The 16,434-nt window shown below is 75.9% G+C and carries 16 protein-coding genes; 4 read left to right on the forward strand and 12 right to left on the reverse strand.

Going from position 1 to position 16,434, the window contains the following annotated elements:
- Window positions 1-9: 9 nt before the first annotated feature.
- Both K8Z61_RS06565 and K8Z61_RS06570 read left to right on the forward strand, forming a co-directional pair.
- Window positions 10-1,428 (forward strand): zinc-dependent metalloprotease, encoded by a 1,419-nt coding sequence (locus tag K8Z61_RS06565; protein WP_224127694.1) that lies wholly within the window; start codon window positions 10-12, stop codon window positions 1,426-1,428.
- Window positions 1,425-1,979 carry an NUDIX hydrolase gene (locus K8Z61_RS06570; RefSeq protein ID WP_224127697.1) on the forward strand — a complete coding sequence of 185 codons (555 nt, stop codon included), beginning with the start codon at window positions 1,425-1,427 and terminating at the stop codon, window positions 1,977-1,979. The genes K8Z61_RS06565 and K8Z61_RS06570 overlap by 4 nt, the downstream gene beginning before the upstream one ends.
- Before the next feature lie 20 nt (window positions 1,980-1,999).
- Here K8Z61_RS06570 and K8Z61_RS06575 read toward each other — a convergent pair whose 3' ends face one another.
- The 3 genes from K8Z61_RS06575 to K8Z61_RS06585 are packed head-to-tail and all read right to left on the reverse strand — an operon-like array spanning window position 2,000 to window position 4,426.
- Window positions 2,000-2,566, reverse strand: coding sequence for a M48 family metallopeptidase (locus tag K8Z61_RS06575; protein ID WP_224127699.1), 567 nt, complete (start codon window positions 2,564-2,566; stop codon window positions 2,000-2,002).
- Window positions 2,567-2,575: 9 nt separating this feature from the next.
- Complete coding sequence (locus K8Z61_RS06580; protein ID WP_224127701.1) at window positions 2,576-3,622, reverse strand: PHP domain-containing protein; 1,047 nt, start codon at window positions 3,620-3,622, stop codon at window positions 2,576-2,578.
- A 3-nt stretch (window positions 3,623-3,625) separates the two neighbouring features.
- On the reverse strand, window positions 3,626-4,426 hold the full coding sequence (locus tag K8Z61_RS06585; RefSeq protein WP_224127703.1) for an enoyl-CoA hydratase/isomerase family protein: 801 nt from the start codon (window positions 4,424-4,426) through the stop codon (window positions 3,626-3,628).
- A gap of 190 nt (window positions 4,427-4,616) precedes the next feature.
- On the opposite strand from K8Z61_RS06585, the gene K8Z61_RS06590 reads away from it, so the two are divergent.
- Window positions 4,617-4,775: a DUF5679 domain-containing protein gene (locus K8Z61_RS06590; RefSeq protein ID WP_224127705.1), complete on the forward strand. Its 159-nt coding sequence runs from the start codon at window positions 4,617-4,619 to the stop codon at window positions 4,773-4,775.
- Between the two features lie 118 nt (window positions 4,776-4,893).
- On the opposite strand, the gene K8Z61_RS06595 is transcribed toward K8Z61_RS06590, so the two are convergent.
- The 6 genes from K8Z61_RS06595 to K8Z61_RS06620 form a co-directional block, all read right to left on the reverse strand.
- Window positions 4,894-5,052: a hypothetical protein gene (locus K8Z61_RS06595; RefSeq protein WP_224127707.1), complete on the reverse strand. Its 159-nt coding sequence runs from the start codon at window positions 5,050-5,052 to the stop codon at window positions 4,894-4,896.
- A gap of 79 nt (window positions 5,053-5,131) precedes the next feature.
- A complete protein-coding gene (locus K8Z61_RS06600; RefSeq protein ID WP_224127709.1) occupies window positions 5,132-5,296 on the reverse strand; it encodes a hypothetical protein in 165 nt (54 codons plus the stop codon).
- 80 nt (window positions 5,297-5,376) lie between these two features.
- The gene (locus tag K8Z61_RS06605; protein WP_224127712.1) at window positions 5,377-5,544 is read right to left on the reverse strand and encodes a hypothetical protein; all 168 of its coding nucleotides are present in this window, start codon (window positions 5,542-5,544) and stop codon (window positions 5,377-5,379) included.
- Window positions 5,545-5,616: 72 nt separating this feature from the next.
- Window positions 5,617-5,895 (reverse strand): WhiB family transcriptional regulator, encoded by a 279-nt coding sequence (locus K8Z61_RS06610; protein WP_224127715.1) that lies wholly within the window; start codon window positions 5,893-5,895, stop codon window positions 5,617-5,619.
- Window positions 5,896-6,034: 139 nt separating this feature from the next.
- The gene (locus K8Z61_RS06615) at window positions 6,035-6,262 is read right to left on the reverse strand and encodes a hypothetical protein (RefSeq protein WP_224127716.1); all 228 of its coding nucleotides are present in this window, start codon (window positions 6,260-6,262) and stop codon (window positions 6,035-6,037) included.
- A gap of 117 nt (window positions 6,263-6,379) precedes the next feature.
- Window positions 6,380-8,413, reverse strand: a complete 2,034-nt coding sequence (locus tag K8Z61_RS06620; RefSeq protein WP_224127719.1) for an ATP-dependent helicase — start codon at window positions 8,411-8,413, stop codon at window positions 6,380-6,382.
- 109 nt (window positions 8,414-8,522) lie between these two features.
- Here K8Z61_RS06620 and K8Z61_RS06625 point away from each other — a divergent pair, with 109 nt between their 5' ends.
- Window positions 8,523-8,771, forward strand: coding sequence for a mycoredoxin (locus K8Z61_RS06625; protein WP_224127721.1), 249 nt, complete (start codon window positions 8,523-8,525; stop codon window positions 8,769-8,771).
- A 12-nt stretch (window positions 8,772-8,783) separates the two neighbouring features.
- Here K8Z61_RS06625 and nudC read toward each other — a convergent pair whose 3' ends face one another.
- Genes nudC through K8Z61_RS06640 form a run of 3 tightly spaced genes read right to left on the reverse strand, consistent with a single transcriptional unit; the run spans window position 8,784 to window position 16,401 of the window.
- Window positions 8,784-9,698 carry an NAD(+) diphosphatase gene (nudC, locus tag K8Z61_RS06630; RefSeq protein WP_224127723.1) on the reverse strand — a complete coding sequence of 305 codons (915 nt, stop codon included), beginning with the start codon at window positions 9,696-9,698 and terminating at the stop codon, window positions 8,784-8,786.
- The gene (locus tag K8Z61_RS06635) at window positions 9,695-13,018 is read right to left on the reverse strand and encodes a UvrD-helicase domain-containing protein (protein WP_224127725.1); all 3,324 of its coding nucleotides are present in this window, start codon (window positions 13,016-13,018) and stop codon (window positions 9,695-9,697) included. Before K8Z61_RS06635 ends, nudC begins: the two co-directional genes overlap by 4 nt.
- The gene (locus K8Z61_RS06640) at window positions 13,015-16,401 is read right to left on the reverse strand and encodes an ATP-dependent DNA helicase (RefSeq protein ID WP_224127728.1); all 3,387 of its coding nucleotides are present in this window, start codon (window positions 16,399-16,401) and stop codon (window positions 13,015-13,017) included. The genes K8Z61_RS06635 and K8Z61_RS06640 overlap by 4 nt, the downstream gene beginning before the upstream one ends.
- Between the last annotated feature and the right edge of the window lie 33 nt (window positions 16,402-16,434).

A 16,434-nucleotide genomic window follows, 5' to 3' on the forward strand; every position in this document is an offset into this window, starting at 1 on the left:
GGTGGACCCATGAGCAAGGAGCAGCCGCCCGCCGACGACGAAGGCCGCGACGACAACCCGTTCAAGGGCACCCCGTTCGAGGCGCTGTTCGGCGCCGGCGGCCTCGGTGGCCTGGGCAACCTCGGCAATCTCGGCAACCTGGGGGGCCTCGGCGGCCCGGGCGGCATGCCCGACCTGAACGCCCTCCTCGGCCAGGTGCAGCAGTTCATGCAGCCCTACGACGGCCCGCTGAACTGGACGGTCGCGCTCGACATCGCGCGTCGCACCGCGGCGCAGACGCCCGACCCGACGCCCACGCAGCGGCAGCAGGACGCCGTGGCCGACGCGCTGCGTCTGGCCGACCACTGGCTCGACCCCGTCACCGCGCTGCCCTCGGGCATCTCCTCCACCGCCGCGTGGAGCCGCGCGGAGTGGATCGTCGGCACCGCGGACGCCTGGAAGGTGCTGGTGGAGCCGATCGCGCAGAGCTCGGTCGACGCGCTCGGCGGTGCGCTGCCCCCCGAGGCGCGCGCGGCCGTCGGCCCGCTGATCGGGATGATGACCCAGGCCATCGGCGGCATGCTGGCGCACCAGGTGGGCCAGGGCATCGGCGCGCTGGCCGGCGACGTGCTGAGCGTCAGCGACGCCGGGCTCGCGCTCGGCGCGTCGGGTCGCGCGGCCCTGCTGCCGACCGCGATCGAGGCGTTCGCCAAGGGCCTCGACGTCCCCTACGACGACGTCCTGCTCTACCTCGCGCTGCGCGAGGCCGCCCACCAGCGGCTCTTCGCCCACGTCCCGTGGCTGCGCGAGCACCTCGTCGGCGCGGTCACCGACTACGGCCGCGGCATCACGATCAACGCCGAGGCGATGCAGCAGCGGCTCGAGGAGCAGATGCGGGGCATCGACCCCACCGACCCGGCCGCGATCCAGCGGCTGATGGAGGGCGGGCTCTTCGACCCGCCGCGCACGCCGGCGCAGGACGCCGCGCTCCAGCGTCTCGAGATCGTGCTCGCCCTGGTGGAGGGCTGGGTCGACGAGGTCGTCGGCCAGGCCACCGCCGATCGGATGCCGACCGCGGCCCGCCTGCAGGAGGCGATCCGTCGCCGCCGCGCCGCGGGTGGACCGGCCGAGGCCACGTTCTCCGCGCTCGTCGGACTCGAGCTGCGTCCGCGCCGCCTGCGCGACGCCTCCACCCTGTGGGGCTCGCTGCGCACGCGCCAGGGCGTCGAGGCCCGCGACGGCGTGTGGACGCACCCCGACCTGCTGCCGTCGGCCGCCGACCTCGACGATCCGCTGGGCTTCCGCGAGGGCGCGGACGCCCCGGCCGATCTCGACGACGCGGCGTTCGACGCCGAGCTGGCCGCGCTGCTCGACGGCGAGGACGGCCCGCGTACCCAGGACGGCCAGGGCGGGCAGGACGGCCCGGACGGGCCGGCGCCCACCCCGTGAGCGACCTGCACGCCGACGCGCTCGCCACGCTGACCGCCTGGGTGGCGCCGACCGAGCAGCAGGAGGCCCTGCGGGCGCGCTTCGTCCAGCACCTGCACGACCACGCCGACGGCGTCGAGCGCGCCTGCACGCCGGGCCACCTGACCGCCGGCGTGCTGGTCGTCGACGCCTCGGGCGAGCACATGCTGATGACGCTGCACGCCAAGGCGCGGCGCTGGTTCCACCTCGGGGGCCACCTCGAGCCCGCCGACGCCACCCTGCTCGCGGCCGCCCTGCGGGAGGGCCGGGAGGAGTCCGGGCTCCACGACCTCGCGATCGACCCCGTGCCCGCCCAGCTCGACGCGCACACCGTGCCGTTCTGCGCCGGCCACGCCGAGGTCGAGCACCTCGACGTCCGCTACGTGGCGCGCGCTCGCGAGGGCCTGCTGCCGACCGTCAGCGAGGAGTCGATCGACGTGCGCTGGTGGCCGATCGACGCCCCGCCCGAGGGCGTCGAGCCGGAGCTGCTGGCCCTCGCCCGGATCGCGCGGGAGCGGCTCGCCGGCGACTGAGCCGGATCGGTCCGGGAGGGTCAGTCGACGTCGTCGGGCGCGTCAGGGTCCTCGGCGTCCAGGCCGTCGCGCTCCCGCAGCGCGGAGGACCAGCCCAGCAGGTAGCCCTTGGCCCGCTCGGCCTGCGGGTAGCGGTCGACCCAGCTCCAGAACCGCTCGTCGTGGTGCGGCTCGAGCAGGTGCGTCAGCTCGTGCACCAGCACGTAGTCGACCACCCAGCCGGGCATGCCCTGCAGCCGCGTGGAGAGCCGGATCGTGCGCTCCCCCGGCGTGCAGGAGCCCCAGCGGGCGCTCTGGTTCTCGACCCAGCGCACCGACTCGGGCCGGGCCAGGCCGCCGAGGTAGCGGTCGCTGAGCGAGCGGGCCCGGGCGTGCAGGTCGGCGTCGGAGGGGCGGCGACGCCGCTCGGCCCGCTCGAGCCGGGCGACCATGGTCTCGACCCAGCTCTCCTCCTCGGCCTGGCTGAGGCTGGCCGGGATGAGCACGACGATGCGGTCGCCCTCGCGGTAGGCCGAGACGGTGCGGACGCGACGCGCCGAGCGACGCACCTCGACCTTGGCGCCGTGGGAAGCGCTCGCCCCGCCCATGAGGGAACGCTAGCCGTTCGCCCAGGCCAGCAGGCGCTCCCGCGGCCACGTGTTGACGATCCGCTCGGGCTCGATGCCCGCGGCCTCGGCGCGCTCGGCGCCGTACCAGAGGAAGTCGAGCTGGCCCGGCGCGTGGGCGTCGGAGTCGATGGAGAAGAGGCAGCCGACGTCGCGGGCGAGCTCGAGCAGCCGGGTCGGCGGGTCACGCCGCTCGGGACGGCTGTTGATCTCGACCGCCACGCCGTGCTCGGCACAGGCCTCGAACACCGCCCGCGCGTCGAACCGCGACTCCGGACGCGTGCCGCGACCGCCGGTGACCAGGCGCCCCGTGCAGTGCCCGAGGACGTTGGTGAACGGGTTGGCGATCGCCGCCAGCATCCGGCGGGTCATCGCGTCCGGCTCCATCGCCAGCTTGGAGTGGACGCTGGCCACCCGGACGTCGAGCCGGGCGAGCAGCTCGTCGGTCTGGTCGAGCCGCCCGTCGTCGAGGATGTCGACCTCGATGCCCGTGAGCAGCGAGAACGCCTCGCCGAGGTGTGCGTCGACGGCCTCGACGACGTCCAGCTGCCGGGCCAGCCGCTCGGCCGAGAGCCCGCGCGCGACCTTGAGCCGCGGTGAGTGGTCGGTGAGCACCTGGTACTCGCGGCCGAGCTCGAGGGCGCTGAAGGCCATCTCCTCGATCGGCGAGCCGCCGTCGGACCAGTCGGAGTGCGAGTGGAGGTCGCCGCGCAGCGCGGCGTGGACGGCGGCGCCCCCCGAGGTCAGCGCTCCCCCGTGCTCGGCCTCCGCCCGCGCGAGCCGCGCGGGGAGGACGCCGCGGACGGCGTCGGCGATCACCGCGGCCGTGCTCGCCCCGACGCCGGGCAGGTCGGTCAGCGTGCCGGCGTCGACGGCGCGGGCGAGGTCGTCGGGATCCAGCGGCAGCACCGCCGCGGCCGCGGCACGGAACGCCTTGACCTTGTAGGAGTCCTCGCGCCCGCGCTCGAGCAGGAACGCGATGCGGCGCAGCGCGGCGACCGGTCCGCCGTCGTACGGCTGCTCGGTGCGGGCGGGCACGTCTCAGCGTCCCCGGAAGCGCGGCGGCCGCCGCTCGTCGAGCGCGCGGATGCCCTCCTGGAGATCCTGAGTGGCCAGCGTGATCGGCTGTGCGAGCGCCTCCCACTGCAGGGCCCGCTCCAGGTCGGGGTGGCCGCCGTCGCGCAGGGCGAGCGTAGTGAGGCGGCTGGCGATCGGCGCGGTGGCGGCGACGACCGCGGCCGCGTCCAGCGCCTCGTCCAGCACCGTGTCGGCGTCGGCGAGCCGGGAGACCAGGCCGAGGGCGAGGGCCTCGTCGTCCTGCACGAGGCGCCCGGTGAGCAGCAGGTCGCGGGCGGCCGCCGCGCCGACGACCTGCGGCAGCAGGTGCGTGCCGGCCATGCCCGGGTGCAGGCCCAGCCGGACGAACGGGACGCCGAGCCGCGCGCCGCGGGCCGCGAACCGCAGGTCGCAGGCGAGGGCGAGGCACAGGCCGGCGCCGATGGCCGGCCCGTTGATCGCCGCGATCGTCGGCACCTCCAGCCGCCGGATGGAGAGCCAGGCGCGGTAGAAGGCGATCATCCGGGTGCGCAGCTCGTCGACGGTGGCGGTGCCGTCGCCGGCCAGCCACGCCGTGTTGCCGCCGCTGGTGAACGCCGAGCCGGCGCCGGTGACGACCACGCACCGCACCTCCCCCGCCGCGGCGTCGGCGGCGAGGGCGTCGATCGCCCGCACCCACGAGGCCGTCATCTCCTCCGACATCGCGTTGCGCAGCGCCGGCTGGTCGAGGACCAGCAGGGCGACGCCGTCGCGCGGACGCTCCAGGCGCAGGTGGGTCAGCTCCATGCGGCGACCCTAGCCAGACGAACCGGCGGCGAACGCCGGGAAACACGCGGGAACACGCCTGTTAGGCGCGCCGCCGAGCGTGCCGTAGGGTCGGCTCCGGCTCCGCGGCACCGGCCGCGAGCACCGACGGGCTTCCCCGGACTGCTCCCCGTCGCGACGACCACAGCTACGAACATTGAAGGAGGCCGTCATGGCGGAGACCTGGAGCGGCGAGTTCTACTGCGTCAAGTGCAAGGAGAAGCGCCAGGCCGAGGGCGAGGTCAAGGTGAACGAGAAGGGCACCCGCATGGCCAAGGCCGTGTGCCCGGTCTGCAGCACCAACCTCAACCGCATCCTCGGCAAGGCCTGAGCGCCCGACCCGAACCCACGACGGCGGCCCCCGGTGATCCGGGCGGCCGCCGTCGTCGTTCCCGGACACCGCCACCGATCACCGGTACTCACCGGTACTCACCGGTGCTCACCAGTGCTCACCAGTGCTCGCTGTCGAGCTTCCCCTCCATCGCGCGCAGGTGACGCCGCGAGCAGGCGTCGCAGAAGGCGCGACGGCGACCGCCCTCGGTGGCCGTCGACCAGGTGAGGAGCGCGGCGGCGTCGTGCTCCTCGCGTCCGCACAGGTGGCACGTCACCGCCCCAGGGTAGGACGGGCAGGACGCACACAGGGCCGGGATCCGTCGGGTCGACGGATCCCGGCCCTGCGGCAGGGGCCTACAGGCTGCGCGCGAGCGCGAGTCGAGCCTGCTGGGCCAGCGCCTCGGCACGGCGGCCGAGGGTCCGCACCCGGACGCGAGGACGCGCGGGTGCCGCGGGGTGCGCCTCTCCCAGGCGCGCGGACGTCTGCGCGCGGGCGAGGTCCTCATGGAGTAGCTGCATGGTGGCTCCTGACGAGGTGGGGACGGCGGTCGCCGTCGGCGTACGGGTCGGATCGGTCGGTCGGGTGCTCATCGGCGTGCTCACAGGCCGAGGAGCGACCGGAGGCGGGCGGCGTCCTGCTCGGAGCGCCGGGCCCGGCGACGGATCTGGTGGGCGCTGCGGACGGCGTCCGCACGGTGCCGCCGCTCGGCGGCGAGGAGCTGCTCGGCCTGGCGCTGACGCGCGAGGTCCTGGAGGAAGACGTTCACGGGAGTTCTCCTGATCGGGTGGGGTGAGGCGGGTGGATGACGCGGACGGACGAGGCGGGACGTGCTGCGGGCTCAGGCGGCGTCCTTGCGGGGACGACCCCGGGGGCGCTTGCGCGGGATGACGACGCCCTGGAGGAAGAGCTCGCCGCCCCACACGCCCCAGGGCTCGCGCCGTTCGAGGGCGCCGTCCAGGCAGAGCGCCCGGACGGGACAGGCCTGGCACAGCGCCTTGGCGGACTCGACGTCGCTGGGCGACTCCGCGAACCACAGCTCGGGGTCCTCGATGCGGCAGGGCATCCGGCTGGGGTCGAGGTCGGGGGCGTCGAGGACGTCGGCGACCGTGATGGTCATGGTTCACCTCCTTCGTGGTCTCGTGGACGGGCGGGGCTGGGGGTCCGGGTCCGCGGGGCGATCTGCCCCTGAGAAGCAACGAGGCCGCGGATCCCGGTGTCGGGTTCCGCGGCCTGGAGGCTGCCGATGCTGTCGAGGATCAACAGCCGGGCGGACTCCAGGCGGGGCCGACGGTCGGGTGGCCGAACGTGCGCTTCGCATCGAACGCGAACGCACGGGCACCGGTCATGCCGAGGCCGAGGTTGCCGGCGCCGACCCAGGTGCCCACGGAGGTGCGGACGTCGGAGGCGGAGCGGACGGCGGTCGGGACGACGCGCTGCACGGCGCAGATCGGGGCGATCTGCTGGACGCGGATGGTGGTGATCATCGGGGGCACCTCCTTCGGGAGTCGGGCGCACGAGGCGCGTTCGGTCTGGTGCGAGCACGCTAACGGCGCGGGCACGTCAGGGGCAAACCATTTATTCGCCGATGACGTCCGTCGGGCTCACTCGACGAGCGAGAGGAGCTCCTCGCCGAACTGCTCGAGCTTCTTGCGGCCCACGCCGGAGACGCGCAGGAGCGCCTCGGGCGAGCGCGGCTTGTGCTCGGCGATCAGCTGCAGGGTGGCGTCGGTGAAGATGACGAAGGCGGGCACGCTGTCGGCCTCGGCCCGCTCCTTGCGCCACTCGCGCAGCCGCTCGAAGAGCGCCTCGTCGTAGGACGCCGGGCAGTCGGCGCAGCGGCCGCGCTTCTTCTCCGCCGACGTGCCCAGCGGACGCCCGCACTCGCGGCAGGCCATCGCCCGGTGCGAGCGGCCGGGAGCGGCCGGCGCACGGACGTCGTCGGGCAGCAGCGGCGTGAGGAACCGCGAGGGCTTGCGGGTGCCGCGGCCGCCGGGGTTGCGGGCCAGCGCCCACGACAGGTGCAACTCGACCCGGGCGCGGGTGAGGCCGACGTAGAGCAGCCGCCGCTCCTCCTCGATCTGCGCCGGGGTCTCGGCGTAGGTGATCGGCAGCGTGCCGTCGTGCAGGCCGCAGCAGAACACGACGTCCCACTCCAGGCCCTTGGCCGCGTGGAAGGTCGCCAGCGTGACGCCGTCGGCCACCGGGGCGTGCTGCTCGGCTGCCCGCCGGTCGAGGTCGTCGACGAAGCCGTCGAGGTCGCCGGCGGTCGCCCACTCGCCGGCCTGGTCGACCAGCGCCTGCCAGGACTCCCAGCGGTCGCGCGTCTGGCCGCGCGCGGTCGGCGGCTGGGAGGTCCAGCCCATGCCGGCGAGCGTCGCGCAGACCACCTCGACCAGCTCGTCGCCGCGGAGCGCGCCGCTGCCGCCCCGGGCGGCGCCGCGGAGCCGGGTGACGGCCTCGCGCACCTCGGCACGCTCGAAGAAGCGCGCGGCACCGCGCACCACGTAGGGCAGGCCGCGCGCGGCCAGCGCCTCCTCGAACGCCTCGGACTGGGCGTTGATGCGGAACAGGATCGCGACCTCGCCAAGCGGGCGGCCGGCGTCGCGCAGCTGCAGGATGCGGGCGGCCGTGGCCTCGGCCTCGGCGACCTCGTCGGGATGCGGCCGGAACGACACCGGGGCGCCCGCCGGCTGCTGGGCCCGCAGGGCGACGCCGCGGCTGGGGGTGCCCTCGAGCAGCGTGTTGGCGGCCGTGACGACCTGCGGCGTCGACCGGTAGTTGCGGACGAGCTCGATCGACGTGGCGCCCGGATGCCGCCGCGGGAACTCCTGCAGGTACGTGGCGCTGGCCCCGGCGAAGGAGTAGATGGTCTGCGCGGGGTCGCCGACGACGCAGAGCTCGGGCCGCCCCCCGAGCCACAGGTCGAGCAGCGCCGACTGCAGCGGCGAGACGTCCTGGAACTCGTCGACGACGAACCACTTGTACTGCCGACGCACCTGCGCGGCCACGCGCTCGTCGTCGGCCAGGAGGCCGGCGGTGAACAGGAGGATGTCCTCCATGTCCATGCGGCCCTCGCCGCGCTTGAGGTCCTCGTAGGCGCCGAAGAGGCGGCCGACGGTCTCGGCGTCGTGCCCGCTCACCGACCGACCGCGGGCGGTGGCGATGCGCGCGTAGTCGTCGGGGCGGACGTTGCTGACCTTGGCCCACTCGACCTCGGCGGCGAGGTCGCGCAGCAGCGCCTGGTCGGCCCGCAGCCGCAGCTGCCGCGAGGCGCCCACCAGCAGCGGGATCTTCGACTCGGTGAGCCGCGGCAGCTCGGTGCCGTGCACCTGGGGCCAGAAGTAGCGCAGCTGACGCAGCGCCGCGGCGTGGAAGGTGCGCGCCTGGACGCCGCCCGCCCCGAGCGCGCGGAGGCGTCCGCGCATCTCGCCCGCGGCCCGGGTGGTGAAGGTGACCGCCAGCACCTCGGTGGGCGCGTAGACGCCGGTCGCGACGCCGTAGGCGATGCGGTGGGTGATCGCCCGCGTCTTGCCCGTGCCGGCGCCGGCCAGCACGCGCACCGGGCCCCGCAGCGCCTCGGCGACCTGGCGCTGCTCGGGGTCGAGGGCGGCGAGCAGCTCGTCGGGGGCGGGCATGCGCCCACCCTAGGCGGCGGCTCCGACAGTCCGGACGGCCGGGAACACCGCCGGCCCCGGCCTGGTTGGATCAGGCGTCCCCAACCCGACGACCTCGGAGGCGTTCCGCATGTCCGCGACCTTCACGATGTACTCCACGCCCTGGTGCGGCTACTGCCACCGGCTGAAGACCCAGCTCGACCGCGAGGGCATCCCGTTCCAGATCGTCGACATCGAGCAGGAGCCCGAGGCCGCCGAGCTGGTCGAGAAGGTCAACAACGGCAACCAGACCGTCCCGACGCTCGTGTACTCCGACGGCAGCGCGCAGACCAACCCGTCGCTGGCCCAGGTGAAGGCGAAGCTCGCCGAGCTGGCCTGATCGACCAGCGGCTCACCAGCCGCCGGGCAGGCGTCCTCCGTACCAGTGCTCGAGCAGCGAGTGGCTGATCGAGACGCCGCCCGGCAGCACGAGGCCGCCGTGCTCGACCTCGTCGCGCAGCTGCGCACGGGTTAGCCAGCGCGCGTCGACCAGCTCGTCGCGGTCGACGGTGATCTCGGTGCTGAGCGCCCGCCCGTGGAAGCCGAGCATCAGGCTCGCCGGCAGTGGCCACGGCTGGCTGCCGAACCACGTGACCTCGCCGACGCGCACGCCCGTCTCCTCCGCGACCTCCCGGCGCACGGCGTCCTCGAGGGTCTCCCCCGGCTCGCAGAATCCGGCCAGGGTCGAGTAGCGGCCCTCGGGCCAGGAGGCCTGGCGGCCCAGCAGGCATCGCTCGTCGGGCGATCCGGGCTCCCCGTCGGCGATCAGCATGATCACCGCGGGATCCGTGCGCGGGAACTGCGGTCGCCCGCAGTCGGTGCACACGAGCTCGTGACCCGCCGCCCGCGGCACCAGCGTGCCCGCACAGCGGGGGCAGTGCCGCGTGACGGCCATCCACTCGGCGAGGCCGAGGGCGTGCAGCACGAGCGGGGCGTCGCGGGCGGCCGGGCCCGCGAGCACCGGCAGGGCGAAGCGGAGCGGCACCCACGCGGCATCGTCGCCGGCGAGGGCACGGTCGGCGACGACCGCGAACCACGTGATCCCGTCGCGCTGCCCCAGCAGGATGCGGACGCCCTCGGGCGCCTGCTCCGGCGAGACCCAGTCGATGCGGCCGTCGACCGGGCGGATGCGGGTGCCTGCGACGACGAGGACGCGGGTCGTCGGCGCCGCCCACGCGGCGGCGAGCCAGGCCTCGTCACGACGCCGCTCCGCGACGCGCTCGTGGGGATCGGCCGAGAGCCGCAGGTGCGGGGCGGAGTGCGTCACGGGGCCACCGTAGACCGACGCACCAGCGCCTCGAGCCCGTCGCGTCCGGGCAGGTCGTCGGGGGCGTCGAGCACCCCGGTGCGGACGTAGAAGAACGCCGCCCGCACCGCCTCGAGCGGCACGCCGGCCAGCTCCGCCCAGGCCACCCGGTAGAGCGCCAGCTGCAGCGGGTCGGCGCTCACCGAGCGCGAGGTCTTCCAGTCGACGACCAGGTAGCGGGGCGAGCCGTCGGCCGCCGCGGGCTCGGCGTAGACCGCGTCGAGCCGTCCGCGCACCACCTGTCCGGCGAGCACGACGGCGAACGGCGCCTCGACCCGCAGTGGGACGCGCTCGCCGAACGGACCCGCCTCGAACCGGGCGATGAGCTCGGCCAGCTCCGCGGACTCGGGGTCGTCGTCGACGCCCCGGTCGGCACGACCCGGCACCTCGTCGTCGGGGAACAGCCCCTGCTGGCCGAAGCGCTCCTCGACCCACGCGTGGAACCGCGTGCCGAACCGGGCGGCGCCCGAGGGCGGCCGCGGCATGGGCCGGGCCAGCTCGCGCACGAAGCCCTCGGCGTCGTCGGCCAGACGGAGCAGCGCGGTGGCCGAGAGGCTGCTGGGCACGTCGACCTCGACGACGTCGCCGGTGTCGCGGCGCAGCTCGGCGAGCAGTCGCTCCAGCTCGGCGTCCCACTCGGAGACGAGGGCGACCTGCGTGAGGTCGAGGCCGTCGTCGTGCTCGGCCTCGAGGTCGACCGCCGCGTCCGCGGCACCCGCGGCGAGGAGGTCCTGCACGCGCGCGGCGGCCGCGCGGCGCAGCTCGGCCTCGCGGCCGATGCCGGGCAGCGGCCACGGACGGCTGGGGTCGACGGCCGCGTACGGGTGGGGGTCCTTGGCGTCGGGCCGCTCGCGCCAGCGATCCACCGGCTCGCCGAGCGACTCGAGGTGGTCGCGCACGACCACCTGGAACGGCGAGGGCCCGAACGGTCGCTGCCGCGGCCCCCAGCAGTAGCCGGTGACCGCGAGCCGGTGCGCGGCCCGGGTGAAGGCGACGTAGCCGAGCCGGAGCTCCTCTTCCGCGTCGTGGGCGCGGGCGGCGGCCCGGTAGGCGTCCAGCGCGGCCTTGTCGTGCCCGGCCAGCTGCGGCTGGTCGTGGGCGTCGCCGCGCAGCGGCGCCGGCAGCACCGCCGGGGAGGAGGTCCACAGCGTCCGCGACGTGGTGTTGGGGAAGCGGTCGTGGCACACGCCGACCACGAAGACGGTGGGCCACTCCAGGCCCTTGGAGCGGTGCACCGTCAGCAGCTTGACCGAGTCGGCCAGCGTGGGGGTCGCGAGGTCGAGCCCGTTGCCCTGGTCGTCCTCGGCCGTCAGGTAGGCCAGCAGCGCGGGCAGCGTGACCGCGCCGTCGACGGCCTGGAAGTCGGCGACCGCCCGGACGAAGAGGTCGAGGTTGTCGCGACGGGCCGCCGCGGCGGGGCTCACCGCCGAGGCCAGCTCGACGTCGACCCCGGTGACGTCGACGATGCGCCGCACGACGTCGAGCAGCGGCTCGCCCACGTGGCGTCGCAGCGTGCGCAGCTCGGCGGCGAGCAGTGCGAAGCGCTCCCGCGCCTCGGCCGAGAAGTCGAGGTCGCCGGGGTCGTGCAGCGCGTCGTCGAGGGCGGCCACCTCGGCCGGGTCGAGGTCGTCGGTCAGCGCGAGCAGCTGCTCGCCGACGGGCAGCGGGGCCTCGTCGGCCCCGGGACGGCCGGAGCGGCCCGCGAGCTGCTCGGCCCGCTGGCGCAGCAGCCGCAGGTCGCGCGGGCCGATCGCCCAGCGCGGACCGGCCAGCAGGGTCAGGAGGGCGGCGTTCGCCGTGACGTCGTGGAGCAGGTGCAGCGTCGCGACGATCTCGGCGACCTCCGGCAGTCGCAGCAGACCGGAGAGTCCGACGATCTCGACCGGGACGCCCGCAGCGCTCAGCGCGTCGAAGACCTCGGCGGCATGCCCGTTGTCGCGCACCAGCACGCCGACGTCGGCCCACCGCTGACCCGCCTCGTGGGTGGCGAGCACCTGCTCGGTGAGCCACTCGAGCTCCTCGGCGGCGGTCTCGAAGACGTGGGTCTCGACCGTGCCGGGCTCGGCGCCCGGCTTGGGGTCCAGCGGCGCGACCAACGGGTACCGCTCGAGCAGCGGCGCCGCGAGCCGGTTGGCGACCTCCAGGATGCGCGCGTCGGAGCGCCGGTTGACCGTCAGCCGGTGCACCGGCACCTCGCCGACGGCCGCGGGGAAGGTGGCGCCGAACCCGACGATGTTCGAGACCGACGCGCCGCGCCACCCGTAGATGGCCTGGTTCGGGTCGCCGACGGCCATCACGGCGTGGCCGCGTCCCGCCGCGGGCTCGGGGCCGGAGAACAGGCGCGAGAGCAGCGTGGCCTGGGCGACCGAGGTGTCCTGGTACTCGTCGAGCAGGACGACCCGGTAGCGCGCCCGCTCCGCCGCGCCCACGTCGGGGTGCTCCACGGCCAGCCGGGCCGCGAGCTCGATCTGGTCGGAGAAGTCCATCAGGCCCAGGTCGCGCTTGAGCCGTCGGTAGCCCGCGACCAGCCCGAGCAGCTCGCGGCGCCGGTCGATGGCCGAGATCGCCTTCTCGCAGGCCTCGCGGTGGCCCTTGCGGTCCTTGCCGGCGCGCTCGGCCTCCAGCGCCCGGACGAACCCGGCGCGGGCGTCGTCGTCGAGCGCGCGCACCTGCGCGGGCGCGACCAGGTGCTCGCTCATCGCGCCGTCGAGCGCCAGGAGGTTCTGGATCGCGGTGGGCGGGTGGTCGGTGAGGTGCTCGACGGCCTCGGTGTGCCGCTCGACCACCCGAGCGCCGAGCTGGTAGCGGGCGGCGTCGGTGATGACCCGGGTGTCGGGCTCGTGGCCCAGGCGCAACCCGTGGTCGGCGAGCAGCTGCGCCGCGTAGGCGTTGTAGGTGAGGACGCTCGGCTCGAGCACCTCCGCCCCCTCGGCGCCGTCGAGCGGCGCGCGTGCGGGGCCGAACGGACCCGCGGCGGCCGCGGCGTCGGGCAGGACGCCGGAGCGCACGAGCGCCGCGCGTACCCGCTGCCGCAGCTCGGCGGCCGCCTTGGTGGTGAAGGTGAGGCCGAGGATCTCCTCCGGACGGACCTGCCCGGTGACCACCAGGTAGACCACCCGCGCCGCCATCAGCGTCGTCTTGCCGGACCCGGCGCCCGCGATCACCACGGCCGGGGCCAGGGGGGCGCTGATCGCGGCCCACTGCTGATCGCTCGGCGGGTGCTCGGAGCCCATCACGGCCTGCAGCTCGGCCGGGGTGCCGATGGTGCGCGGCGTGATCACGCGGTCACCGCCCCGGCGCTCTGCTGCGGACACAGGGCGACGAACGCGCAGTCGCGGCAGTGGGCGCCGGCCCGCGCCGGGAAGGTCTCGGCCCGCAGGAGGCCCGCGGCCTCGGCGAGCTGTGCCCGCAGCAGCGTGCGCGCCTCGCCGTCGTCGGGCTGCACCGGCTGCGCCTGCACCTTCGCCGATTCCCCCAGGTCGAGCGCTCCGAGCTGGACGAGCTCGGCGCCGCCCGCCACGGTGCCGGGTCGGCGCAGCTCCTCGGGGACGGACCCGACCTGCGCGAGCGCCCCCTGGTCGAGCGCGAACTGGTAGAGCCCGAGCTGGAGGTGCCGCTCGACGGCGGCTCCCGAGGGCGCGGCCCGTCCGGTCTTCAGGTCGACCACCACGACGCGGGGCTCGCCGGTCTCGGGGACGGTCGTCAGCTCCAGCCGGTCGGCGGAGCCGTGGAGCCGCACCTGCTCGCCGTCGTCGAGCACGACGACGGCGTCGAAGCGGGCCTCGGTGGCCAGCAGCTCGCGCCGGGAGTCGTGGTGCCAGCGCAGGAACCGACGCAGCGCCTCGCGGGTGCGCTCGTGCTCGCGCGCCCGGGCCCACGGGGTGCGGAACTCCAGCCGCTCCCACACGGCGTCGACCTCGGCCATCAGCCGGTCGACGCCGGCCTGGTCCGGCTCGACGGGGAGTCGCCCCTGCGCGACCTCCTCGGCGAGGGCGTGGACGATCTGCCCGAGGTGGGCGGCCTGGTGCGTGCGGGGCGCACCGCCGGCCTCCCGCTCGAGGAACCACCGGGCGGGACACACCAGCAGCCGCTCGAGCAGCGACGCCGAGATCGGCACCGGCTGCTCGGGCGGGCGCACCGGCGTGGCCGAGCGCGACGCGGCGCGAGTGCCCCACCAGGTGGCCGGATCGGCGGCCGGCACGGCCGGCGCCAGCCTCGCGAGCCGCCGCGCTGCGGCGGCCCGCAGCGGCTCCGGGCTCTCCGGGTCGGTCAGCGTGCGCCGCAGCTCGGCGACCAGTCCGTCGAGGGACAGCGGGCGTCGCGGGCGGCCGACCACCGCCGTGACCGCGACGCCCAGCTCGTCGAGGAACCGGGACGGCTGCTCGCCGTCGTCGTCGGCCGAGGCGACCGCGGTGACGACCAGCCGCTCGCGCGCCCGGGTGCACGCGACGTAGAACAGCCGCCGCTCCTCCAGCAGCAGCTCGCGCGGGCTGGTCGGCGGCACCAGGGTCAGGTCGGGGCCGATGCGGTCGGCGCCGAGCAGGGTGGCGCGGCGGCGCAGGTCGGGCCACTGCTCCTGCTGGACGTGCGCCACGACGACCAGCCGCCACTCCAGCCCCTTCGACCGGTGGGCGGTGAGCAGGCGGACGGCGGCGCCGCGCGTGCCCCGCTCGGCCAGGGTGTCGGCCGGGATGTCCTGCTCCACCAGCGTGTCGAGGAACGCGCGCACGCCGAGGTGGCTGCGCCGCTCGGTGGCGCGCGCGGCGACATCGAACAGCGCGCAGACCGCGTCGAGGTCGCGGTGGGCGCGTCGGGCGGCGCCGCCCCCGAGGTCGACCCCTCTGCGCAGGCGCGCCGGCCAGGCGGTGCCCGACCACAGCAGCCAGAGCGCCTCCTCGGGCGACGCACCGCCGCGCAGCTCGGCCCGCGCCCGGGCGAGCAGGTCGGCCAGCGCCCGCGCCTGGGCGACCTCCGGGGGCACCCGGCCCGCGTCGTCGCGCAGCCCGTCGAGGAACGCCGGGTCGTGCACGGCCAGGTGCAGCAGCGTGCCGGACGGCCGGGGCGGACGCTCCTCCCGGGGTGCGAGGTCGCGCTCGCGCAGGCGCAGCCGGCGGGCCAGCCGCCGCAGGTCGCTGGCGTCCATGCCGCCGAGCGGTCCGAACAGGAGCGCCTCGGCCCGGCCGGCGTCGACCGGCACGAGCGCGGGGTCGACCGTGCCGTCCGCCTCGGCCACCTCGCCGGCCTCGCCGGCCTCGCCGGCCTCGTCCGCGTACCCGGCGGCCGGCTCGGCGCTCACCCCGGCCACGACGACGCGCAGCGCGTCGAGCAGCGGCAGCACGGCGGGGTCGCGGACCAGCGGCACCTCGTCGGAGGCGACCTCGACGGGCACCCCGGCCGCGGCGAGCGCCCGCCGCAGGGGCGGGATGCTCGTACGGCCGGAGCGCACGAGGACGGCCATGTCGTCCCAGGCCACGCCGTCCTCCAGGTGCGCCCGGCGCAGGAGGTCGGCGAGGTGCTCGGCCTCGGCGCGCTCGGTGTCGAAGGTGCGCACCTCGACGCGGTCGGTGCGGCCGGAGGGCGCTTCGGAGCGCGGCTCGAGGAACGCCGCTCGGGCCTCCTCGGGGATCGCGCCCGGCAGGCCGAGCCGGCCCGCGACGCGCTGCGAGGCGGTGAGCACCCGCGGACCGAAGCGTCGTGTCGTGCGCAGCGCGACGACGTCGGCCGGACGTCCGTCGGCGTGCGGGAACGCGGCCGGGAACTCGAGGATGCCGCGCACCTCCGCGCCCCGGAAGCCGTAGATCGACTGGTGGGGGTCGCCCACCACGACGAGGTCGCGCCCGTCGCCGGCGAGGGCCTGGAGCAGGGCCACCTGACCGGGATCGGTGTCCTGGTACTCGTCGACGAACACGTGCTCCAGCTGGGCGCGCAGCTCGGCGCGGTGGACGCCCGCCTCGAGCACGGCCCGCCGCAGCAGGTCGGCGTAGTCGAGGGCGCCCTGCGCGTCCAGCACGGTGAGGTACTGCTCGAGGAAGAGCCCCGCGGCGACGAACTCGGGGACGTCGTGACGGCGTCCGAGCTCGTGGAGCGACGCGCCGTCGAGTCCCTTCTCCCGCGCCCGCGCCAGGACGGCGTGCACCTCGCGGGCGAAGCCGCGGGTGCCGAGCGCCCGGGCCAGGCCGGGGGGCCAGGCGACCGACTCGGGTGCGTCGGTGAGCAGCTCGCGCAGGACGACGTCCTGCTCCGGCGCGCTGAGCAGGCGCAGCGGCCCCTCGTAGAGCTCGGCCGGCGCGTAGCGGCGCACCAGCCCGTAGGCGAAGGAGTGGAAGGTGGCGGCGATCGGGCTGCCGAGGGTGCGGCCCAGACGCGCGGTGATGCGGTCGCGCAGCTGCTCGGCGGCCTTGCGGGAGAACGTCAGGGCGAGCACCTGCTCGGGCGAGGCGCCCCGCTGCTCGATGCGCTCGACGATGGCCTCGACGAGCGTCGTGGTCTTGCCGGTGCCCGGGCCCGCGAGCACCAGCAGCGGCCCGCCCGCGTGCTCGACGACCGCCCGCTGGTGCTCGTCGAGCACCGGCGCGGCGGGACGCGGCGCGGGGCCGAGCAGCCGCACCTCGCGAGGGCGGGGAGCGGTGGTCGGCGCGGCGGTGGCGGGATCGAGCGGTGGCATCGGCGTCATTCGACCATCCGCCGCCGACAGTCC

Source organism: Nocardioides sp. TRM66260-LWL, assembly GCF_020075545.1.
Taxonomy (GTDB): Bacteria; Actinomycetota; Actinomycetes; order Propionibacteriales; family Nocardioidaceae; genus Nocardioides.

Bases quoted from the DNA above. Each gene is read 5' to 3' on its own strand.
- K8Z61_RS06565 (WP_224127694.1), top strand. From the start codon at position 10: ATGAGCAAGGAGCAGCCGCCCGCCGACGACGAAGGCCGCGACGACAAC.
- K8Z61_RS06575 (WP_224127699.1), bottom strand. From the start codon at position 2,566: ATGGGCGGGGCGAGCGCTTCCCACGGCGCCAAGGTCGAGGTGCGTCGC.
- K8Z61_RS06585 (WP_224127703.1), bottom strand. From the start codon at position 4,426: ATGGAGCTGACCCACCTGCGCCTGGAGCGTCCGCGCGACGGCGTCGCC.
- K8Z61_RS06590 (WP_224127705.1), top strand. From the start codon at position 4,617: ATGGCGGAGACCTGGAGCGGCGAGTTCTACTGCGTCAAGTGCAAGGAG.
- K8Z61_RS06600 (WP_224127709.1), bottom strand. From the start codon at position 5,296: ATGCAGCTACTCCATGAGGACCTCGCCCGCGCGCAGACGTCCGCGCGC.
- K8Z61_RS06610 (WP_224127715.1), bottom strand. From the start codon at position 5,895: ATGACCATCACGGTCGCCGACGTCCTCGACGCCCCCGACCTCGACCCC.
- K8Z61_RS06615 (WP_224127716.1), bottom strand. From the start codon at position 6,262: ATGATCACCACCATCCGCGTCCAGCAGATCGCCCCGATCTGCGCCGTG.
- K8Z61_RS06620 (WP_224127719.1), bottom strand. From the start codon at position 8,413: ATGCCCGCCCCCGACGAGCTGCTCGCCGCCCTCGACCCCGAGCAGCGC.
- K8Z61_RS06625 (WP_224127721.1), top strand. From the start codon at position 8,523: ATGTCCGCGACCTTCACGATGTACTCCACGCCCTGGTGCGGCTACTGC.
- K8Z61_RS06640 (WP_224127728.1), bottom strand. From the start codon at position 16,401: ATGCCACCGCTCGATCCCGCCACCGCCGCGCCGACCACCGCTCCCCGC.